Consider the following 21,149-nt stretch of genomic DNA (forward strand, 5'->3'; position numbering starts at 1 on the left):
ACTGGCATTAAGGTAGGTAAATACAATGACAATCGAAATTAATGTACCAGACATCGGTGCTGACGAGGTTGAAGTAACTGAGATTCTTGTAAACGTTGGCGACAAGGTTGAAGAAGAGCAGTCACTGATCACTGTTGAAGGCGACAAAGCTTCAATGGAAGTTCCAGCGTCTCAAGCGGGTATCGTTAAAGAAATCAAAGTAGCGGAAGGCGATTCAGTTTCTACTGGTTCTCTTATCATGATCTTTGAAGAGGCAGGCTCTCCTGCGGAAGGTGCTGCAGCAGCACCGGCTGCGCCAGCAGTTGAAGCGGCGGCACCAGTTGCTGCAGCTCCTGCAGCGGCAGCTGAGCTTAAAGAAGTTCACGTTCCTGACATCGGCGGTGATGAAGTTGAAGTAACTGAAATCATGGTTGCTATCGGTGACGCAGTAGAAGAAGAACAATCTCTTCTTACTGTTGAAGGTGACAAGGCTTCAATGGAAGTTCCTGCACCATTCGCTGGTATCGTTAAAGAAATCAAGATCGCTTCTGGTGATTCAGTATCTACTGGTTCTCTAGTAATGATTTTCTCTGTAGAAACAGGTGAAGTAGCGGGCTCTGGCGCTCCAGTTGCAGCAGCTCCTGCTCCAGCGGCGGCACCAGTTGCAGCGGCTCCAGCAGCATCAGCTGAAAAAGAAGTAAACGTTCCTGATATCGGTGGTGACGAAGTAGAAGTTACTGAAATCATGGTAGCGGTTGGCGATACAGTAGAAGAAGAGCAATCTCTAATTACTGTTGAAGGCGACAAAGCTTCAATGGAAGTTCCTGCACCATTCGCTGGTACAGTAAAAGAGATCAAGATTGCAGCTGGCGACAAAGTGTCAACTGGCTCTCTAATCATGACTTTCGTCGTGGCCGGCACTCCGGTTGAAGGCGCAGCGCCTGCTCCTGTTGCAGCACCTGCACAAGCAGCAGCTCCAGCGGCGGCACCTGCTCCTAAAGCAGAAGCACCTGCAGCGGCTCCAGCAGCTGGCGACTTCCAAGAGAACGGTGACTACGCGCACGCTTCTCCAGTAGTTCGTCGTCTAGCTCGTGAATTTGGCGTTAACCTTTCTAAGGTTAAAGGTACTGGTCGTAAGAGCCGTATCCTTAAAGAAGACGTTCAGTCTTACGTTAAAGATGCACTTAAGCGTCTTGAGTCTGGTGCAGCGGCATCTGGCAAAGGCGGCGATGGTTCTGCTCTTGGTCTACTACCATGGCCAAAAGTTGACTTCAGCAAGTTCGGCGAAACTGAAGTTCAGAAACTTTCTAAGATCAAGAAAATTTCTGGCGCAAACCTACACCGTAACTGGGTAATGATCCCTCACGTTACACAGTGGGATAACGCTGACATCACTGAGCTAGAAGCATTCCGTAAAGAACAGAACGCAATCGAAGCGAAGAAAGACACTGGCATGAAGATCACTCCACTTGTGTTCATCATGAAAGCTGTTGCTAAAGCGCTAGAAGCATTCCCAGCGTTTAACTCTTCTCTTTCTGAAGATGGCGAAAGCATCATTCTTAAGAAGTACGTAAACGTGGGTATCGCTGTTGATACACCAAACGGTCTAGTTGTTCCTGTCTTCAAAGACGTGAACAAGAAAGGCATTTACGAGCTATCTGAAGAGCTAATGGCTGTTTCTAAGAAAGCACGTTCTGGTAAGCTAACAGCGGCAGACATGCAAGGCGGTTGTTTCACAATCTCTAGCCTTGGTGGTATTGGCGGCACTGCATTTACTCCAATCGTAAATGCTCCAGAAGTAGGTATCCTAGGTGTATCTAAGTCTGAAATTAAGCCAGTTTGGAATGGTAAAGAGTTCCAACCACGTCTACAGCTTCCACTGTCTCTATCATACGACCACCGTGTGATCGATGGTGCTGAAGGTGCACGCTTCATTACTTTCCTAAACAGCGCACTATCTGACATTCGTCGTCTAGTACTGTAATTGAGAAAGTAATTATTAAGGTGACTTTCGGGTCACCTTAATTCTTTATATAAAGACTATTTTTAGACAACAGTTTCCTGCATTTCTCATAATCTGATGGGGAATTGTTGTCTAGCTCACAGGCTAACTTAAAGCTACTTTCACACTGTTAACATCTCTGTAAAATGTTTCCTGTTTGAAAGCCCAATAATTTTAAGAACATCTACTCAGCCTGTTAGGGATAATGACTACAAGAGGTCACAATGAGCAAAGAAATTAAAGCCCAAGTTGTTGTACTTGGTTCAGGTCCTGCTGGTTACTCAGCGGCATTCCGTTGTGCGGATTTAGGTCTAGAAACAGTACTAGTTGAACGTTACAGCACTCTTGGTGGTGTATGTCTAAACGTTGGTTGTATTCCATCAAAAGCACTTCTTCACGTTTCTAAAGTAATCGAAGAAGCTAAAGCGATGGCAGAGCACGGCGTTGTATTCGGCGAGCCACAAACGGACATCAACAAGATCCGTATCTGGAAAGAAAAAGTAGTTGATCAACTAACTGGCGGTCTTGGCGGTATGGCTAAGATGCGTAACGTTACTGTTGTTAACGGTTTCGGTAAGTTCACAGGTCCTAACAGCATTCTTGTTGAAGGCGAAGGCGAAGCAACAACTGTTAACTTCGACAACGCAATCATTGCTGCGGGTTCTCGCCCAATCAAACTTCCTTTCATCCCACATGAAGACCCACGTATTTGGGATTCTACGGATGCACTAGAACTAAACGAAGTACCTGAAAAACTGCTTATCATGGGCGGCGGTATCATCGGTCTTGAGATGGGTACGGTTTACCACTCTCTAGGTTCTAAAGTTGAAGTTGTAGAGATGTTCGATCAAGTTATCCCTGCTGCGGATAAAGACATCGTTAAAGTTTTCACTAAGCGCATTAAGAACAAGTTCAAGCTAATGCTTGAAACTAAAGTGACTGCTGTTGAAGCAAAAGAAGACGGTATCTACGTTTCAATGGAAGGCAAAAAAGCACCAGCTGAAGCTGAACGCTACGATGCTGTTCTTGTTGCTATCGGTCGTGTTCCAAACGGTGCACTTATCGACGCTGAAAAAGCGGGTATCGAAGTTGATGAGCGTGGTTTCATCAATGTTGATAAGCAAATGCGTACTAACGTTCCTCACATCCACGCGATCGGTGATGTTGTTGGTCAACCAATGCTTGCTCACAAAGGTGTGCATGAAGGTCACGTAGCTGCTGAAGTTATCTCTGGTAAGAAGCACTACTTCGACCCTAAAGTAATCCCATCAATTGCGTACACTGAGCCAGAAGTTGCTTGGGTAGGTAAGACTGAGAAAGAAGCGAAAGCTGAAGGCATCAATTACGAAGTTGCTACTTTCCCTTGGGCTGCTTCTGGTCGTGCAATCGCTTCTGACTGTGCAGACGGCGTGACTAAGATGATCTTCGATAAAGATACTCATCGCGTAATCGGTGGTGCTGTTGTTGGTACTAACGGTGGTGAACTTCTTGGCGAAATCGGCCTAGCGATCGAAATGGGTTGTGATGCAGAAGATATCGCACTTACTATCCACGCTCACCCAACTCTACACGAGTCTGTTGGTCTAGCTGCGGAAGTATTCGAAGGTTCAATCACTGACCTTCCAAACAAAAAAGCAGTGAAAAAGAAGAAGTAATTCTTTCTTAGTCACTCGCTAATGTTTTTAAAAGCCGCTGATTTGTCAGCGGCTTTTTTATGTCTGAAGTAAGGCGCAGGAACGTTTCACTCCGAGATGCGAGTACGCTGCGCTCCGGGATACGAAGAGCGAGTGCTAAAAACAAAAAAGGATTGACGCAATACGCCAATCCCTAAGTTTTTTTCGAAGACCGAATTTCAAATCTATTTATAAATGCACAGCATGTTCAAATAGCTATCCGTTAAGCTTGAAAGCTCTTCTGGCGTTTCTACACGTTTCGCTTGGATGAATAGCGAGTAGCAAATGCCGTGGAATAGATTCGCTAGATGTTTAGGGTCGTGATCGTCACAGACTTCGCCGCGTTCAATCGCTTTGCTAAACATGTTTTGTACTAACATTTGGTTAGTGCGGTTCGTTGTTACGAATAGCGGCCATACTTCATCACGAGTCGAAGCGCTCCATTCGAACCATACATTTAACCAATGGCTATCTTGAGCCACTAACGTCACCATTTCAGTCGCAATATTATGTAGGTTTTGTTTTGCGTGAATATCCAGATCGATATTGTCTGAAAGGAAGTTAGAGAATTGGCGTACAACGTGATTTAGTACTTCATCAACCAGATCTTCACGGGTTGGGAAGTAGTTAAATACCGTTGCGACAGACACCTGAGCGATGTCTGCAATATCAGCGTGTCCACCACGACCGATGCCGCGGCGAGAGAATACCTCAAGAGCGATTTCCATCAATTGAAGTTTTCTTTTTAAAGGTGAAAGCCTAGTTCTAGGTCTCTTAGATATTGAGTCCATTTTATTTTCCTTGCCAACGAAATTTTTATATTAATGATTTTATTATTATTTAAGCCAAGATGAGTGTAATGGTGCATATGCGAATGGTCAATCCTTTCAGCTTGTTTTATAGACAGTTACATCAAACTTGATACATAAAGCGTGATCAGCATTGATGTGAAAGGAGACGAGTATTGGATAAGGCACCAGCGCACATTTCGTGGAGAATCTGACAGTAAATTCGAACCATAAGGTGGTGTGGGTATTTGAGCAGTGCTAGACTTACGCACAAAATTGAGCGACACAACTGACGAAACTGTCAACATTCGTCGCAATCACCAAATAGAATGAGAGCAGTATGAAGCATACAGTTGAAGTCATGATCTCTGAGCAAGAAGTTCAGGATCGAGTGAACGAACTAGGCAAACAGATCACGGAACACTACAACGGTAGTGAAGATCTAGTTTTAGTTGGCTTATTGCGTGGATCTTTTGTCTTTATGGCAGATCTTGCTCGTGCTATCGATTTAACTCACCAAGTTGATTTCATGACCGCGTCTAGCTACGGCAACGGCATGGAAAGCTCACGTGATGTTCGTATTTTGAAAGATCTTGATGATGATATCCAAGGTAAAGACGTTCTACTTGTAGAGGATATTATCGATACAGGTAACACGCTGACTAAAGTAAAAGAGATTCTGAGCCTACGTGGTCCTAAGTCTATCGAAATTTGTACGCTATTAGACAAGCCTTCTCGCCGTGAAGTGACTGTCGATACAAAATGGATTGGTTTCGAGATCCCAGACGAGTTTGTTGTTGGTGTTGGTATCGACTACGCACAAAAATATCGTCACCTACCGTACATCGGTAAGGTAGTACCTCAAGAGTAATCATTACGCTTGTGGTTTAGAAGTCATTAAAAAGCCCGCTTGATGCGGGCTTTTTGTATATATGACGGAATGGGTTAGCTTTGTTGACTAAGAAGAGGCGTCGTTAAGATCTTGTTTAATGCATCTAAGTGACTGTTCTCTAAAGTATCGTTACTTGAGCAACGTACGCCAAGGTCCTGTAGCTTGCCATCGCCAATACCATAAACCACACCATGGATTTCAACGTCTTGGCCACGCTCCCACGCATTTTGCATAATGGTTGAGTTACCTAGGTTATAAACCTGTTCTGCGACGTTAATTTCGCATAACTTGTCACCCCATTGTTCACGAGGAAGCCCCTCGATTTGCTTGCGGTATTTTAGGTAATTGTCACGGATGTGCAGTAACCAGTTGTTGATAAGACCAAGTTTAGGGTTATCAATCGCCGCGTTAACACCGCCACAACCGTAGTGACCACAGACAATAATGTGTTTCACTTTAAGCACATCTACTGCGTACTGAACAACAGATAGACAGTTTAGGTCTGTATGAACCACTTGGTTGGCCACGTTTCGGTGAACAAACAGTTCTCCAGAATATAAGCCAGTCAGGCGCTCGGCTGGAACTCGGCTATCTGAACAACCTATCCATAGAAAACCAGGGCTTTGACCCTCTTCAAGCGTTGTAAAATACTCAGGTCTTTCAGAGCGAATTTCTTCAGACCATTTGGAATTGTTCTCAAAAAGCTGTTTTATTTCTGGCATCTTGCTTCTTACATCCCTCAATTAAGATGCTTAACTATACACAATGTTACAAATTCAATCTCGTAAAAACTGCGTCAAAATGTACTCATCTGACGTGTTCTAGTACGGAAAATCATAAACTTAGCCCACTATCAATAATCCGGTTATAAGACATGAATAATGTGATTGAATTAACACTTTCTGAACACTTGATACATTTGCTAAAGTGATAAGGTTTGTCATTTCATCATCAGGAAGGTGTGTTTTGTTTGGAAGTCGTTTTACGGATATCAATCTCAAAGGGGATATGTTTGGCGGTGTAACTACAGCCATCATCTCGTTACCTTTAGCATTGGCATTTGGTGTTGCTTCTGGCGCGGGAGCTGAAGCTGGCTTGTGGGGCGCCATTATGGTTGGCCTATTTGCAGCATTGTTTGGCGGTTCGAGTAGTTTGATTTCTGAACCTACCGGCCCGATGACGGTGATCATGACTGCCGTAATGACGAGTATGGTTGCTAAATATCCTGAAACGGGTATGGCAATGACCTTTACTGTCGTGATGATGGCCGGTGCATTCCAGATATTACTTGGTACGTTAAAGCTAGGAAAATACGTCACTTTGATGCCATATAGCGTGATCTCCGGATTCATGTCGGGCATTGGCGTTATTCTGATTATCTTGCAGCTGTCTCCATTGTTAGGGCATGCCGCTCCATCCGGTGGTGTAATGGGCACGCTCTCTGCTTTACCTGATACGCTAGCAAACTTAAAAGTGAGCGAGCTATTTCTAGGTGCTCTGACACTCGGTATTCTTTTTGGCTTCCCCGCTAAGTATCGTAAGTATGTGCCTGCTCAACTGGTCGCGTTAGTGGCTGTAACGCTCTTGTCCGTCATTATTTTTGATACCGACTCTATTCGCCGTATTGGTGAAATCCCAGCTGGTTTACCTTCCCTCGTTATCCCTACGATCAGCGCTGAACAGTTTACTACTATGGTTATCGATGCCTTGGTGCTTGGTACATTAGGTTGTATTGATACGCTTTTGACCGCGGTTATCGGAGATTCATTGACTCGTAAAGAGCATGACTCAGACAAAGAGCTTCGTGGCCAAGGCATTGCCAATATGATCTCTGGCCTGTTTGGTGCACTACCTGGCGCGGGTGCCACTATGGGGACTGTAACCAATATTCAGGTGGGAGCGCGTTCTCCGCTTTCAGGTGTTATTCGAGCTTTAGTACTTGCGCTCGTGGTATTGGTTGCGGGTGGTTTAACAGAACCGATTCCTATGGCAGTGCTGGCTGGTATCGCGATGTATGTTGGTTTCAATATCCTAGATTGGAGCTTTATCCAGCGCGCGCACAAGGTTAGCTATGCCGGCATGGGCGTGATGTACGGCGTGATGCTATTGACTGTGTTTGTTGACTTGATTATTGCCGTTGGACTGGGTGTGTTTATCTCGAATATTCTGATTATTGAAAGATTAAGCCGAGAGCAAGCCAGACAAGTTAAGGCGATCAGTGATGGTGATGATGAAGACGATATCCCATTGACTGATAGCGAACGTCAGTTACTCGATAGTGCCAATGGTAAGGTGCTATTCTTCTACCTATCAGGGCCGATGATATTCAGCGTTTCAAAGGCGATTTCACGTCAGCACTCAAGTATCTCTGACTATGAAGCGATGATTCTAGACCTGACAGATGTACCTATGATTGATGTCACTGTTGGCCTAGCGCTAGAGAATGCGATTAAAGATGCATTGGATGCGCAGTGTGAGGTGTATCTGCTGTGTCCTAATGAGAATACTCGTCAACAACTAGAGAAGTTCCACGTGATTGACCTAGTACCTGAATCCAACACTTATCGATTCAGATATGAAGCCCTGACGGCAGCAACAAGCTATGTCGACAGAGATGAGCATCAATTTGAGTCAGTTTAATTTTTCAGTAATAAGCTGATATGAATAAGCCATAGACGCTCACTTCAAGACTGATCATTAATGCCGTTAAGTGAATCACTTAGCGGCATTTTTATATTTATTGAACGTTGATTTAGTCTTCACGTAGCCAAGACGCTTATTTGTTTTCGAAAGAAACTCTCACACGATATTTGTATTAATCGTCAATCAACGATAAACTTGTTTGCAAAATGGCCGAGTTAACAAGTTTGGGTTAGTTTTCTGCTAGCTCGTTTTAAGCATTACTCTCTTCCTCAAGCTCGGTCGTCTACATCTTATCTATAGCAAATGGCAGTCTATCTCTATGTATGCATTAGAAATTGAGCAATTAAGAAAAACTTATGCTGGGGGCTTCGAGGCTCTTAAGGGCGTTAGTTTACAAGTAGAAAAAGGCGACTTTTACGCACTACTTGGTCCCAATGGTGCGGGTAAATCAACCACCATTGGTGTTATCTCTTCACTGGTAAATAAAACGTCAGGCAAGGTTAAAGTGTTCGGCTACGACATTGATACCGATCTGGAATTGGCGAAGCAGAACTTAGGCCTTGTGCCTCAAGAGTTTAACTTTAACCCGTTTGAAACCGTTGAACAGATCGTGCTGCAACAAGCGGGTTATTACGGCGTGCCAAAAGCATTAGCGAAAGAGCGAGCGAAAAAGTACCTATCTCAACTCGATCTGTGGGAAAAGCGTGGCGAACGCGCGCGTAACTTGTCTGGTGGTATGAAGCGTCGTTTGATGATCGCGCGTGCATTGATGCATGAACCTCATTTGTTGATCCTTGATGAACCGACAGCAGGCGTTGATATTGAACTACGTCGTTCAATGTGGGAATTCCTAAAAGAGATCAATGAGAAGCAGGGCATTACCATTATCTTGACCACGCACTACCTAGAAGAAGCAGAAATGCTGTGTCGCAACATTGGTATCATCAATCGCGGTGAGCTGATTGAGAACACAACAATGAAAGCGCTGTTGGGCAAATTGAGTGCTGAGACCTTTATTCTGGATCTGGAAGAGGGCACGACTGAACCTAAGCTTGAAGGCGTGAATAGCCAAGTGATGGTCAATGGCTCGCTAGAAATCGAAATCGACAAGAACCTAGGTTTGAATACCATCTTTGCTCAATTGAGCGAGCAACAGGTTAAAGTCCTCTCTATGCGTAACAAAGCAAACCGTCTAGAAGAGCTATTTGTGAGTATCGTCCGTGAGGGGAGTAAATAATATGTACAGCCTATATTGGACCGCTTTCTGCAGTTTGTTGACCAAAGAGATCAATCGCTTTACTCGTATCTGGGTGCAGACTCTGGTGCCGCCAGCGATTACCATGACGCTTTACTTCATCATCTTCGGTAACCTGATTGGTGCGCGTATTGGTGAAATGAACGGCTTTAGCTACATGGAATACATTGTTCCCGGTCTGATCATGATGTCGGTGATCACCAACTCATATTCCAACGTTGCTTCATCGTTCTTTAGTGCCAAGTTCCAGAAGAACATTGAAGAGCTGCTTGTAGCGCCTGTTCCTAACTACGTGATTATCGCCGGCTTCGTAATGGGTGGTGTGGTTCGTGGCTTGTTAGTGGGTACCATAGTAACCTTCGTGTCGTTGTTCTTTGTCGACTTACAAGTTGACCATTGGGGCGTGATCATTGCGACGGTATTTTTAACGTCGGTAGTATTCGCTTTGGGTGGCTTGATTAACGCGGTATTCGCACGCACGTTTGATGATATCTCTATTATCCCAACCTTTATCTTAACGCCGCTGACGTACCTTGGTGGTGTGTTCTACTCGATCAGTCTATTGCCTGAATTCTGGCAAGGTGTATCGAAGTTGAACCCTATCGTGTACATGGTTAACGCGTTCAGATATGGCTTCTTGGGTGTGTCTGATGTGGGGATCGTGACGTCGTTTGGCGTACTAGGTGTGTTTATCGTGCTGTTGTATGGCATTGCACACTACCTAGTGACAAAGGGTATTGGCTTACGTAGCTAACCTTTGGTTCATCTAAGTAACAGGTAAAAAAAAAGGTCGATATAACATCGACCTTTTTTTGTTTTGCGTTAAGAGCAGAAGCCGACTATTCAGTCGTTTCTTCTTTCACTTCTTCTTTGGTTTCCGTTACCAAATCGAGAACTTGGTTATCGATAAGACGCGTCTTACCTAGGAAAGCCGACATTAGAATCACTGCTTGAGTTGATTCTGAAGTGATCGCTTGCAGAGTTTTAGCATCACAAATGAAGATTTCGTCAGGTTGAAGATCTGCAGCGCGTAGCTGGTCAGTAGCATCTTCAATCACTGATGCGTAATCATCGCGACCACCACGAATAGCGCTGCTGATCCAGCGCATAGTACGCGCTAAAACGGGCGCTCGTTGGCGCTCGTCAATCGTTAGGTTGCTATTGCGAGAGCTCATTGCCAAACCATCCATTTCACGAACGGTCGCAACGCCGACAACTTCAATGTCTAATGCTAAATCAGTGGTCATCTGGCGAATAACAGCAAGTTGCTGAAAGTCTTTCTCGCCGAAGCATGCAAAGTCTGGCTGAACGATATTAAACAGTTTAGTGACAATGGTTGATACACCACGGAAGTGACCTGGACGAGAGGCACCTTCAAGCATGTGAGATATGCCAGGGACCTCAACAAACGTCTGCTTGTCTAATCCATCTGGGTACATCACCTCTGGCGTTGGTGTAAATACTAGCTCAACCCCTTCACCTGTTAGTTTGCTTAAATCTGCTTCTAACGTTCGAGGGTAGTTGTTTAGGTCGTCTGCACGGTCAAACTGCATTGGGTTTACAAAGATGCTTACCACAACGATGTCGGCCAGTTCACGAGCTTTCTTTACCAGAGTCAGGTGGCCTTCATGCAGGTTTCCCATTGTCGGTACAAAAGCAACCGTACGTCCATCACGCTTAAACTGTTTAATCTGCTCACGAAGAGCCGCTATTTCAGCAAAAGTTTGCATACTTACTCCTAAGCGATTGTATGAGCTTCATCAGGGAAGCGCGCGCTCTCTACTTCTTCTTTGTATAGAGCTACTGCCTTACGCATATCACCTGTTTCTGCTAGGAAGTTCTTAGAGAACTTCGGCATGTAGTTCGCAGAAATACCGAACATGTCATGCATAACCAAGATCTGACCATCGGTAACATTACCTGCGCCGATACCGATAACCGGTACGTCACAAGCTTCTGTAATTCGTTTTGCCAATGAAGCTGGCACACATTCAAGTAGAACGATTTGAGCGCCTGCGTTTTGCAGTGCTAACGCGTCAGCAACCATTTTGTCGGCTTGCTCGTCGTCACGACCTTGAATCTTGTAACCACCAAAAATGTTCACAGACTGGGGCGTCAAGCCTAAGTGTGCACATACTGGTACTGCACGTTCTGTTAGCATCTTCACAGTATCAACCAACCAGCTTCCGCCTTCGATTTTTACCATGTTCGCACCAGCACGCATCAAAGTCGCTGCGCTCTCACAAGCTTGTTCTGGCGTCGCGTAGCTCATGAAAGGCATGTCAGCCATAAGAAGACAATTTGGGCTACCAGCACGCACTGAGCGAGTATGGTAAGCAATGTCTTCAACGGTTACTGGTAATGTAGCGTTATGGCCTTGTAAAACCATACCCAGTGAATCACCGACAAGCAGAACTGGCATTTCTTGGCTTTCGAATAATTGAGCAAAGCTCGCATCATAAGCTGTCGAAGTCGCAAATTTACGGCCTTCACGTTTGCATTTGATCAGGTCGTTAATGGTTACTTTTTTCATTGGTTTTCCTTAATGCGCTTGGCTATTGTTGCCAAACATTGAGCCCGTTCTTATCTACTATTTTCAGTAGTTCTGTCAGCTCAGTCCCATCAGGGAGTTGTAAACTTGGTGCGATTTCAGCAAGCGGGTAGAGTACAAACTCTCGTTCTTTCATTCCATAATGAGGAACGATTAAGCGCTCTGAATCGATCACCTCATTGCCGTATAGCACAATGTCGAGATCCAAGGTTCTTGGTCCCCAACGTTCGTCTTTACGGACGCGCCCTTGCTCTAGTTCGATCTTTTGAGTGCAATCAAGCAGTTCAATTGGCGTTAATTCGGTTTGGATAGCGACTACCGCGTTGATGTAGTCTGGTTGATTTTGCGGTCCCATTGGAGTGCTACTATATAGCTGAGAGGTCGCAATAAACGTTGATCGCGGTAGGCTTTTTAGCGTTTCGATAGCCAAATTTGCTTGGCTAACTGGGTCGGCAAGGTTGCTGCCGACCGCAATGTAAGCAGTTATCATTCTGATTGCTTACTCTTTTTGTTTCGGTAAGTCTTACGGCGACGATGGCCTGACTTTGATGGTGCTGCAACGTCGTTAGCCATTGCTTGACGCATGTTACGACCTGCAGTCTGATAACGCTCCCACCATTTTGCTAACTCTTTGGTTTCGCCACCTTCAATCTCACCACGCATTTCTAGGAAATCGTAGCCTGCACGGAATTTGTTTAATTCCATTAGACGAACAGCGCGTTTACCGTTGCGACGAGGCAGTCGAAGTTGCAGTTGCCAAACTTCGCGAATGGTTGCTGTGTGACGACGAGGAATCGCAATAGACTTTACTTGCTGATCTAGAATGATGTTACTCGCTTCCATGATCGCATCGTAGTGTGCCATACCCTGTTCAGCGACAAGTTTGTCTGCCAGCTTGTTCATTGGGTACCAAAGCATCGCTGCGAACATGAATGCTGGGTTTACTCGCTTACCATCTTCGATGCGAAGGTCGGTTGAATCGAGAACCAAATCAAGCATCTGCTCTGTGTGTGAGTCGTAATCTTCGGTGAAGTGCTCCGCTACCGTTGGGAACATCTGTTGGAATAGATTGTACTCGCGCATCAAGTGGTAGGTTTCTAAACCGTGACCTGATTGCAGTAATTTCAGAGACTCTTCGTAAAGGCGCGCTGCTGGGATATCTCTTAGAAGGTGAGCTAACTCTTCAATCGGGTCAGCCGTGTCTTCTTCGATGTCGAAATCCAGTTTAGCGGCGAAGCGCATTGCACGTAGCATACGTACTGGGTCTTCGCGGTAACGCGTTTCTGGATCGCCAATCAGGCGGATCAGTTTATCTTCTAAATCTTCTACACCACCCGCGTAATCGTGGATGCTGTAGTCTGCAATGTTGTAGTACATCGCGTTGATTGTGAAATCACGACGCTCTGCATCTTCATCAACACTGCCGTACACGTTATCGCGAAGTAGCATGCCTTCTTTCGATTGTGCAGAAACGTTCTTCGATGGTTCTTGGTGGTGACCACGGAAAGTTGCCACTTCAATGATGTCGCGACCAAACATGATATGTGCCAAGCGGAAACGGCGACCGATAAGACGACAGTTTCTGAAGAGGTGTTTGATTTGCTCTGGCGTTGCGTTGGTCGCAATATCAAAATCTTTTGGCTGAGAGCCTAATAAGATATCGCGCACACCACCACCGACTAGAAATGCGTCAAAACCCGCACCATTCAGGCGATATAGCACTTTTAGTGCGTTGTCGCTGATCTGCTTGCGTGAAATATTGTGCTCTTGACGAGTATAAATATTCAGAGCTAATTCGTGGAATCCGCGTTGTTCGCTTGGGGTATTGTCGTTTGTATTCATTAGTTTAGAACAAAGTAGGTATCGCCAACTTTGTTTTTCTCTTAGTCCAAAGTGGTAGTGCAGAGTTTAATTGCGGCTAATAATAGCTTAGCGCGAGCCATTTGAGAACATCGTCTGCTTAACCACAGTGGTTGGTTATGGCATTTTTATGTGTCGTTTTTGCTATTTGCCGTGAGTTTCGAGCTAATTACAGTGCTCTTTTTGTAAACTATCAGGTAACTGACTGACGTTCCATTGTTGGCAGCCCCACAATAAAACCTCATCCATTGAAGCCTCATAAAGGGCCGTCGGGATATCAAAACCTAAGAATCGCATCGCGTTGAGTAACGTTGGTTTTGGGTTGTCTAGATCTATCGCGGTGGCATGGTTCTGTTTTGACAGTTTATTCCCCAAGCCATCGGTTGCCAATGGTAAGTGCAAGTAGCTCACTGTTTTTTGCTTGAGCGTCTTATACAAACTGATTTGTCGACCTGTTGGTTCTATCAGGTCTGCGCCTCTTACGACTTCTGTTACTCCTTGGTCGATGTCATCAAGAACAACGGCCAAGTTATAGGCAAACAATCCATCTCTGCGTTTAATAATAAAATCTTCTGCAGCTAATGCTTTAGGGATTTGAATGGTGCCGTGGCGAACATCATCAAAGGACTCTACTGGAAAGTCCATGCACAAGCGCACCGCCTGTTCACCTGAATCGATTAGGCCTACATCTCGACAGTGACCATTGTAAAAGCCGCCCAAAGCCTTTATCTGCTTGCGGGTGCATTGGCAGTAGTAGGCTTGATTGTCAGCAACCCATTGATCGATTTGAGCTTGATACAAGTTATGACGCTGGCTTTGATAGACGACTTCACCATCCCAAAATAGATGGTAAGCCTCAAGCGTCTTAAGAATGAGGTCTGCAGCGCCGGCCATTTCTCTTGGTGGATCTAGGTCTTCCATACGAACTAACCATTTTCCTTGGTTAGATTTCGCTTGAAAGTAGCTACCAAGAGCAGCAACAAGTGAGCCAAAATGAAGAGGACCTGACGGTGATGGTGCAAAGCGCCCGATATAATTCATGAGTGAACAACCTAATCTAAATGGTACCGCAGTAACCGATTCTTAAGACGTTTAACAAGAGCTTTAATGCGTAGAACTAAGCTTCAATCTATAGAAAAAAGGTTTGATGCATAGAACTAAGGCTTAAAGCTGCTATTTACTATCAAGCGTGTGAAATACTTCGCTTGGATAACAAACAAAAAAGGGAGCCAAGGCTCCCTTTCTTTACATCTGCAAGAATTAACCTTGCATCTGTTTCTCTTTGATCTCTGCAAGTGTTTTACAGTCAATACAAAGATCAGCAGTTGGACGAGCTTCAAGGCGACGAATGCCAATCTCGATACCGCAAGAATCACAGAAGCCGAAATCGTCTTCTTCGATCTTGTCTAATGTCTTCTCAATTTTTTTGATAAGACGACGCTCACGGTCACGGTTACGTAACTCTAAGCTGAATTCTTCTTCTTGAGAAGCACGGTCAACTGGGTCTGGGAAATTCGCTGCTTCGTCCTGCATGTGGTGCACAGTACGATCAACTTCTTCCCTGAGCTGGTTGCGCCAAGCTGCTAAAATTTTTGTAAAATGTTCCGTTTGCTCAGGTGACATGTACTCTTCACCTGGCTTCTCTTGGTACGGTTCAACACCTGCGATGGCTAGGATGCCTAGCGCTTTTTTCTTAGATTCTGGCATACAGCATCTCCTATTTACACCTAGTCAACTGCAAAGCAGCTAATTTTAAGGCGGGTATCTATAGCAGAAAGAACGAATGGTGGCAAATACTCTTATTCAAACTTGCAATCAATGTGATTAGTTCAGCATCTTTGCTTAGCTATTGATAAATTCAACAGCTTGTTTTAGTTGTATTTGAGTACTGCTGAGCTCTGCTTTATAGCAAAGCACTTCAACTCCAGCGTCTTGTGCTTGTTTTAGTAATAACGAATATTTGGCGTCTATATGGTGTGCCGCAGACACTTTTTCAATACCTGAATGTAAAACAGTGAATAAAAGTACGGCTCTATTTCCAGATTCGACCATTTCTGTGAGTTCACGCAGATGTTTTTGGCCTCTGGTTGTGACCGCATCAGGGAAAAAACCTTGCCCTTTAGTTGACGTTTCTTGCTCGTCGAGCAAAGTGACGCTTTTCACTTCGATATAGCAAGGCGGCTTTTCGTTATCTTCAAGCAGAATATCAATGCGACTATTCTCACTGCCATATTTCACTTCGGTTCGTAACGCGTTATAACCTAAGAGTTCAACTATAGTCCCATTTTTAATTGCTTCCACTGCTAGCTGGTTTGCCCGCGCAGTATTTACACAAATACGATGACCTTTGTCTGTTTCTGAGATCTCCCAGCTGTTTGGGTACTTTCTCTTTGCATTATCGGAGGTTGAGTACCACACCGTATTGCCAGGAGTCGCACATCCTGTCATCGCTCCAGTGTTAGCGCAGTGGATAGTGCGCTCGCTACCGTCTGGAAGTTGGATGTCAGTGAGAAAGCGTTTATAGCGTTTAATAAGAGTCGCTGGCTCTAATGGAGGATTGAAGTGCATATTACTTATTTAGACAGGTAGGTTTTTATGTACAATGTTGCCAACATTACACCACAAGGTTCTCCCATTGCCACAACTGCCCATAGAAGCTGTGATGCCAGATCTGCTCGCTGGCGTAGAAACACACACTCAACTTATTCTAAAGGCCGCTCCCGGTGCGGGTAAGTCAACATTCTTCCCTTTACAGTTAGTTAAGACCAACGCCGTTCAAGGCAAAATCATCATGCTTGAACCGAGGCGTTTGGCTGCAAGGAATATTGCTACTTACTTAGCGAGCCAATTGGGAGAAAAGGTGGGAGAGAGCATTGGCTTTAGAGTTCGTGGTGAATCTAAAAGCAGCAGTACGACTCGCTTAGAGATTGTTACTGAAGGGATCATGACAAGAATGATCCAAACCGACCCTGAATTGACAGGGGTTGATATGGTGATCTTTGATGAATTTCATGAGCGCAGCATTCACGCAGATACCGCATTGGCGTTTAGCTTAGAGATCCAAGACGCGCTGCGTGACGATCTAAAAGTGGTTGTGATGTCGGCAACCTTAGATCAACAAGCGCTACAAACTTTGCTACCGGATGCCAAATACGTTGAATCACAAGGTCGCACCTTTCCGGTCGATTTCCGTTATCAGCCTCTTAGTGCAAATGAATATCTAGCCCCTAAAATGGCTAACGTGATTCGCTCTCTGATGGAGAAAGAGTCAGGCTCACTTCTGGCCTTTTTGCCGGGCGTTTCTGCGATTAAGCAGGTGGAATCTCAACTAGAACAATTCGCCAATGATATCGATGTGTGTCCTCTGTATGGGCAACTCAGCTTTTCTCAACAGCAGAAAGCGATCGCGCCATCAGAGAAAGGGCGTCGAAAGGTGGTGTTAGCGACCAATATTGCTGAGACTTCTTTGACGATTGAAGGTATTCGATTGGTGGTTGATTCCGGGCTTGAACGTGTGGCGAAGTTCGATCTGAAAACCGGTATTACTAAGCTTGAGCAAGTGAAAATCTCGCAATCTTCAGCTGAACAACGAGCGGGCCGTGCGGGACGAATTGAAGAGGGCTTGTGCGTTCGTTTGTACAGCGAAACGCAGCTGATGCAGCAACCAGCTATACCAGAACCTGAAATTCTTCATTCTGATTTGTCTTCGCTGGTGTCTGAATTGACGCAATGGGGCGCTGCGAGTGCTGATGAACTGCAATGGTTAGACGTTCCACCCAAAGCTTCTATCGGGCAAGCCAAGCAACTCTTACAGACTCTTGAATTGTTAGACGATAATGGTCAATTTACGGCATTAGGAAAACAGGTCCAACGTTTAGGTCTAGAGCCTCGTATTGCCAGCATGTTGGTTAAAGCGCAGCAAGGTAGTCCTGCTCTGTTGAATGTCGCGATTGTTGCTGCTGCTTTGCTGGAAGAGCCGGAGCGCAATGTGACGGATATTCAACACTCTTTGCATCGACTTAAGCAAAGAAAACATTCCAAAAATAGCGTTGTGATGCAGCGAGCGAAAAGTCTCGCGAGCAAACTCAATCATCACTTAGATTTGTCACAAGCTGACGAATCATTGCTACCATTAGTGCTTTGTTTTGCCTTCCCAGACCGGATTGCACAAGTGAGAAGCGCGACCAGCAGTGCTTTCCTTTTGGCGAATGGCCACGGTGCTGAGGTTCGTGATGATGATCCACTGGCGAACAATAACTATATCGTAGTGATTGATTTGATGCGCAGCACAGGGCGAGCCAGTCAGATTTTCTTAGCCACCGCGGTTGATATCGCACAGTTAGAAGCTGAATTTCCAAAACTGTTTGTGCGTTCCGATTACGCCGATTGGGATGAGAAACGTGGCCGTTTAGTTGCTGAGCAGCGTGTATCTCTGGGCAAGTTGATTATCAGCACCAAAGCTTTACCTGATCCCGATGCGAATCAGGCGAGCCAAGCGCTGCTCAATTATGTCGCTCGATGTGGGTTGGATCGCTTAAATTGGACAGCTTCGGCTAAGCAGTTGGTTGAGCGTGTGCGCTGTGCAGCACTTTGGATGCCTGAGCATGATTGGCCAGCGATGGACGATGCGAGTTTGATTGAACACCTTGATGAGTGGCTATCTCCCTATCTGAATGGCATTAAGTCGGCAAAAGGGCTGGCTAGTGTTTCGATTGAGCAAGCATTGTCGGCTTATCTTGGTTGGCCTTTGAATCAAGAAATCGACCAATGGTTGCCAACGCACTATCTGATGCCAACAGGCAGCAAGAAGGCCATTCGTTATCAATATCAATCTGAACCAGTGATCTCAGTGCGAATGCAGGAAGTCTTTGGCGAACAAGACTCGCCATTGATCGCGCAAGGGCGTAAAAAAGTAGTGCTTGAGCTCCTTTCTCCAGCACAGCGACCACTACAAATTACTCAAGATTTAGCTGGCTTTTGGGCTGGCGCGTACAAAGAAGTACAAAAAGAGATGAAGGGCCGTTACCCAAAACATCCTTGGCCGGATGACCCTGCTAACCATGTAGCAACCACTAAAACCAAACGACAGTTGAATCGATGATGACCAAAATGTTAACGCCAAAAAAGGCACCACCTAAAAAAGCGCCAGCAAAGAAGTCACCAGCGACCAAAGCCAAGCCAAGAAAACCAAGAGCGGCTGCGAAAAAGACCAAACCTAAGGCTAAGAAATCTGGCAAAAGAGGTTGGTTGAAGATCCTATGGGGCATTTCTTGGAAAGCGGGCTTAGCGCTTGCGGCATTGCTGTTGTTCGTCGGTATTTATCTTGATTCTGTGGTCAAACAGCGCTTTGAAGGTCAGCTGTTTGATTTGCCAACCGTGGTTTATGCGCGAGTGCTAGACCTGTCTCCGGGAACTCCGGTGAGTTTGGTTCAGGTTAAGAATGAGCTCGATGTACTTAATTACCGTAAGGTGAACGCGCCTCGTCACCCAGGCGAATACTCTTCTTCTTCGACCAAGATTGAAATGATTCGTCGTCCGTTCGAGTTTGTTGATGGACCGGAAGCGGATCGTCATGTGATGCTGCACTTCAATGGTAACGAATTAACTCGCATTCAGTCGCTGGAGAAGAAAGGCGACATGGGCTACCTGCGTGTTGAACCGAAAATGCTTGGCATGCTTGAGAAAAGTAACGATGAGCAGCGCCTGTTCTTAAAACGCAATCAGTTCCCAGAAGTGATGGTTGATGCCTTACTGGCAACCGAAGACCGAAACTTCTATCAACACGATGGTGTGTCGCCACTGGCCATCGCTCGTGCAATGGTCGTTAACGTCAAAGCTGGGCGAACGGTACAAGGTGGTAGTACGCTGACACAACAGTTGGCAAAAAACCTGTTCCTGTCCAGTGAACGTACATTGTGGCGTAAGGTTCGTGAAGCCTACATTGCACTTATCTTAGACCATCGTTACAGCAAAGACCGTATCCTAGAGGCTTACTTAAATGAGGTTTATCTTGGACAGAATGGTGGGCAAGCGATTCATGGCTTCGGTTTAGCGTCTCGTTTGTATTTTGGTCAACCTATTCAAGAGCTGCGCATCGATCAGCTAGCACTGCTGGTGGGTATGGTGAAAGGACCGTCGTATTACAATCCGGTTCGCTATCCTGAGCGTGCTAAGACTCGACGCGATCTGGTTCTTCGCTTATTGATGCAACAAGACATCTTAACTCCGCGACAATACGAAGAGGCGGCGAGTCGTGATTTGGATATTCAAGACAACCCACGCATTGCTAGCCGTCAGCCCGCTTATTTCCAACAAGTAAACATTGAGCTTAAGAAGTATGTCGGCGATCGATTTGAGGCGAAAAAAGGGATTCGAGTCTTTACCTCTCTGGATCCGGTATCTCAAGACAAGTTAGAGAAGTCGATTGCTCGTAAGGTGCCTGATTTATCGAAAACCGCAGGTAATAAGCTGGAAGCAGCAGCTATTGCCGTGGATAGAAATACCGGTGAAATCCGGGCGATGGTCGGTGGTAAGCGTACTGGCTACGATGGCTTTAACCGTGCCTTGAACGCGAGTCGCCCAATTGGTTCTTTGGTCAAGCCTGCAATTTACTTAACCGCACTAGAGCAGCCTCAGAAGTACACGTTGGCGACAACATTGAAAGACACGCCACTGAGCTTGAAAGGCAGTAAAGGTAGCGTGTGGAGCCCGAGAAACTTCGATCGTAAGTTCCGTGGCGATGTGCCTTTGTATGTGGCGCTTTCTAAGTCTTACAACGTACCTACTGTTCGTTTAGGCATGCAATTAGGCATTGATAGTGTCTCGGATACGATTGGAAAACTGGGGGTCGATAAAAATGAGATTCGCCCAGTGCCGTCGATGTTTTTGGGTTCGTTCTCACTGACTCCGTTCCAAGTTGCGCAGATGTATCAAACCATTACCAATTCTGGGCGTATAGCACCTTTGTCTGCGCTTCGCTCAGTTGTTGATAACGATGGCGAGGTTCTGTATCAGTCGATCCCTCGTGTATCACAAAGCGTTGACCAGCAAGCCGCTTGGCTTACAACCTATGCAATGAAACGTGGCGTGTCGGAAGGCACGGGCCGTTTCCTACAAGGTCAGTTTGCATGGGCAGGGTTAGCTGGTAAAACTGGCACTAGTAATGACAGCCGAGACAGTTGGTTCGTGGGCGTAGATGGCCGTGAAGTGACGACCATCTGGCTAGGACGTGATGATAATAAGCCGACTAAGCTTACTGGTTCGAGTGGTGCGTTACGTGTTTATGCCGATTATCTCAAACAGAGAACACCCGAGCAGTTATTACTGCCTTGGCCGACAGGAATTGTCACCGCTAACTTTACTCGAACTTCTGAAGGGGCTTTAGAGTTTGATTGTGATGGTGCAGTTAAACTGCCACTTTGGGATGAGGGTGGAAACATTAAAAAGGGCTGTGAAAGTCAACCAAAACAGTGGCTAAAGAAGCTTTTTCAGTGGTAAAGTCGTAAC

17 protein-coding genes are annotated in these 21,149 nt (G+C 45.5%); 8 read left to right on the forward strand and 9 right to left on the reverse strand.

What is annotated here, in order from left to right; all coding sequences use genetic code 11:
- Nucleotides 1-25: 25 nt before the first annotated feature.
- Nucleotides 26-1,963, forward strand: a complete 1,938-nt coding sequence (gene aceF / locus A136_RS15050; protein ID WP_017063245.1) for a pyruvate dehydrogenase complex dihydrolipoyllysine-residue acetyltransferase — start codon at nucleotides 26-28, stop codon at nucleotides 1,961-1,963.
- A 242-nt stretch (nucleotides 1,964-2,205) separates the two neighbouring features.
- Complete coding sequence (gene lpdA, locus A136_RS15055; RefSeq protein WP_017059440.1) at nucleotides 2,206-3,636, forward strand: dihydrolipoyl dehydrogenase; 1,431 nt, start codon at nucleotides 2,206-2,208, stop codon at nucleotides 3,634-3,636.
- Between the two features lie 203 nt (nucleotides 3,637-3,839).
- Here lpdA and A136_RS15060 read toward each other — a convergent pair whose 3' ends face one another.
- Nucleotides 3,840-4,445: a LuxR/HapR/OpaR family quorum-sensing transcriptional regulator gene (locus A136_RS15060; RefSeq protein ID WP_019824386.1), complete on the reverse strand. Its 606-nt coding sequence runs from the start codon at nucleotides 4,443-4,445 to the stop codon at nucleotides 3,840-3,842.
- Nucleotides 4,446-4,782: 337 nt separating this feature from the next.
- On the opposite strand from A136_RS15060, the gene hpt reads away from it, so the two are divergent.
- Nucleotides 4,783-5,313 (forward strand): hypoxanthine phosphoribosyltransferase, encoded by a 531-nt coding sequence (gene hpt, locus A136_RS15065; protein ID WP_017059438.1) that lies wholly within the window; start codon nucleotides 4,783-4,785, stop codon nucleotides 5,311-5,313.
- A gap of 74 nt (nucleotides 5,314-5,387) precedes the next feature.
- Here hpt and can read toward each other — a convergent pair whose 3' ends face one another.
- Nucleotides 5,388-6,056 carry a carbonate dehydratase gene (gene can, locus A136_RS15070; protein WP_017063246.1) on the reverse strand — a complete coding sequence of 223 codons (669 nt, stop codon included), beginning with the start codon at nucleotides 6,054-6,056 and terminating at the stop codon, nucleotides 5,388-5,390.
- Between the two features lie 286 nt (nucleotides 6,057-6,342).
- Between can and A136_RS15075 the strand changes: the two genes are divergently transcribed.
- The 3 genes from A136_RS15075 (at nucleotide 6,343) to A136_RS15085 (ending at nucleotide 9,986) form a co-directional block, all read left to right on the forward strand.
- Complete coding sequence (locus tag A136_RS15075; RefSeq protein WP_017063247.1) at nucleotides 6,343-7,974, forward strand: SulP family inorganic anion transporter; 1,632 nt, start codon at nucleotides 6,343-6,345, stop codon at nucleotides 7,972-7,974.
- Between the two features lie 322 nt (nucleotides 7,975-8,296).
- Nucleotides 8,297-9,214, forward strand: coding sequence for an ABC transporter ATP-binding protein (locus tag A136_RS15080; protein ID WP_017059435.1), 918 nt, complete (start codon nucleotides 8,297-8,299; stop codon nucleotides 9,212-9,214).
- Nucleotide 9,215: 1 nt separating this feature from the next.
- Nucleotides 9,216-9,986, forward strand: coding sequence for an ABC transporter permease (locus tag A136_RS15085; RefSeq protein WP_010435987.1), 771 nt, complete (start codon nucleotides 9,216-9,218; stop codon nucleotides 9,984-9,986).
- A gap of 85 nt (nucleotides 9,987-10,071) precedes the next feature.
- Here the strand turns inward: A136_RS15085 and panC are convergent, their stop codons facing one another.
- The 7 genes from panC to sfsA form a co-directional block, all read right to left on the reverse strand.
- Nucleotides 10,072-10,962 (reverse strand): pantoate--beta-alanine ligase, encoded by an 891-nt coding sequence (gene panC / locus A136_RS15090; protein WP_017059434.1) that lies wholly within the window; start codon nucleotides 10,960-10,962, stop codon nucleotides 10,072-10,074.
- A gap of 8 nt (nucleotides 10,963-10,970) precedes the next feature.
- Nucleotides 10,971-11,765, reverse strand: coding sequence for a 3-methyl-2-oxobutanoate hydroxymethyltransferase (panB, locus tag A136_RS15095; RefSeq protein WP_017063248.1), 795 nt, complete (start codon nucleotides 11,763-11,765; stop codon nucleotides 10,971-10,973).
- A 22-nt stretch (nucleotides 11,766-11,787) separates the two neighbouring features.
- Nucleotides 11,788-12,273, reverse strand: coding sequence for a 2-amino-4-hydroxy-6-hydroxymethyldihydropteridine diphosphokinase (folK, locus tag A136_RS15100; RefSeq protein WP_004735459.1), 486 nt, complete (start codon nucleotides 12,271-12,273; stop codon nucleotides 11,788-11,790).
- Nucleotides 12,270-13,625 carry a polynucleotide adenylyltransferase PcnB gene (gene pcnB / locus A136_RS15105; RefSeq protein WP_017063249.1) on the reverse strand — a complete coding sequence of 452 codons (1,356 nt, stop codon included), beginning with the start codon at nucleotides 13,623-13,625 and terminating at the stop codon, nucleotides 12,270-12,272. Before pcnB ends, folK begins: the two co-directional genes overlap by 4 nt.
- A 183-nt stretch (nucleotides 13,626-13,808) precedes the next feature.
- Nucleotides 13,809-14,684, reverse strand: coding sequence for a tRNA glutamyl-Q(34) synthetase GluQRS (gluQRS, locus tag A136_RS15110; protein ID WP_017063250.1), 876 nt, complete (start codon nucleotides 14,682-14,684; stop codon nucleotides 13,809-13,811).
- Between the two features lie 219 nt (nucleotides 14,685-14,903).
- Nucleotides 14,904-15,350 (reverse strand): RNA polymerase-binding protein DksA, encoded by a 447-nt coding sequence (gene dksA, locus A136_RS15115; protein ID WP_004738189.1) that lies wholly within the window; start codon nucleotides 15,348-15,350, stop codon nucleotides 14,904-14,906.
- 135 nt (nucleotides 15,351-15,485) lie between these two features.
- Nucleotides 15,486-16,211 carry a DNA/RNA nuclease SfsA gene (gene sfsA, locus A136_RS15120; protein ID WP_017063251.1) on the reverse strand — a complete coding sequence of 242 codons (726 nt, stop codon included), beginning with the start codon at nucleotides 16,209-16,211 and terminating at the stop codon, nucleotides 15,486-15,488.
- Nucleotides 16,212-16,245: 34 nt separating this feature from the next.
- Between sfsA and hrpB the strand changes: the two genes are divergently transcribed.
- Nucleotides 16,246-18,744 (forward strand): ATP-dependent helicase HrpB, encoded by a 2,499-nt coding sequence (hrpB, locus tag A136_RS15125; protein ID WP_081326296.1) that lies wholly within the window; start codon nucleotides 16,246-16,248, stop codon nucleotides 18,742-18,744.
- Nucleotides 18,741-21,140 carry a penicillin-binding protein 1B gene (mrcB, locus tag A136_RS15130; protein WP_017063253.1) on the forward strand — a complete coding sequence of 800 codons (2,400 nt, stop codon included), beginning with the start codon at nucleotides 18,741-18,743 and terminating at the stop codon, nucleotides 21,138-21,140. The genes hrpB and mrcB overlap by 4 nt, the downstream gene beginning before the upstream one ends.
- The last annotated feature ends 9 nt before the right edge of the window (nucleotides 21,141-21,149 follow it).

Source organism: Vibrio crassostreae 9ZC13 (assembly GCF_000272045.2).
Lineage (GTDB): Bacteria > Pseudomonadota > Gammaproteobacteria > Enterobacterales > Vibrionaceae > Vibrio > Vibrio crassostreae_C.

Coding starts and splice junctions, on each gene's coding strand:
- lpdA (WP_017059440.1), top strand. CDS start 2,206: ATGAGCAAAGAAATTAAAGCCCAAGTTGTTGTACTTGGTTCAGGTCCT.
- hpt (WP_017059438.1), top strand. CDS start 4,783: ATGAAGCATACAGTTGAAGTCATGATCTCTGAGCAAGAAGTTCAGGAT.
- A136_RS15060 (WP_019824386.1), bottom strand. CDS start 4,445: ATGGACTCAATATCTAAGAGACCTAGAACTAGGCTTTCACCTTTAAAA.
- A136_RS15080 (WP_017059435.1), top strand. CDS start 8,297: ATGTATGCATTAGAAATTGAGCAATTAAGAAAAACTTATGCTGGGGGC.
- dksA (WP_004738189.1), bottom strand. CDS start 15,350: ATGCCAGAATCTAAGAAAAAAGCGCTAGGCATCCTAGCCATCGCAGGT.
- folK (WP_004735459.1), bottom strand. CDS start 12,273: ATGATAACTGCTTACATTGCGGTCGGCAGCAACCTTGCCGACCCAGTT.
- panB (WP_017063248.1), bottom strand. CDS start 11,765: ATGAAAAAAGTAACCATTAACGACCTGATCAAATGCAAACGTGAAGGC.
- panC (WP_017059434.1), bottom strand. CDS start 10,962: ATGCAAACTTTTGCTGAAATAGCGGCTCTTCGTGAGCAGATTAAACAG.
- aceF (WP_017063245.1), top strand. CDS start 26: ATGACAATCGAAATTAATGTACCAGACATCGGTGCTGACGAGGTTGAA.
- hrpB (WP_081326296.1), top strand. CDS start 16,246: ATGTTGCCAACATTACACCACAAGGTTCTCCCATTGCCACAACTGCCC.
- A136_RS15085 (WP_010435987.1), top strand. CDS start 9,216: ATGTACAGCCTATATTGGACCGCTTTCTGCAGTTTGTTGACCAAAGAG.
- sfsA (WP_017063251.1), bottom strand. CDS start 16,211: ATGCACTTCAATCCTCCATTAGAGCCAGCGACTCTTATTAAACGCTAT.
- mrcB (WP_017063253.1), top strand. CDS start 18,741: ATGATGACCAAAATGTTAACGCCAAAAAAGGCACCACCTAAAAAAGCG.
- can (WP_017063246.1), bottom strand. CDS start 6,056: ATGCCAGAAATAAAACAGCTTTTTGAGAACAATTCCAAATGGTCTGAA.
- gluQRS (WP_017063250.1), bottom strand. CDS start 14,684: ATGAATTATATCGGGCGCTTTGCACCATCACCGTCAGGTCCTCTTCAT.
- pcnB (WP_017063249.1), bottom strand. CDS start 13,625: ATGAATACAAACGACAATACCCCAAGCGAACAACGCGGATTCCACGAA.
- A136_RS15075 (WP_017063247.1), top strand. CDS start 6,343: ATGTTTGGCGGTGTAACTACAGCCATCATCTCGTTACCTTTAGCATTG.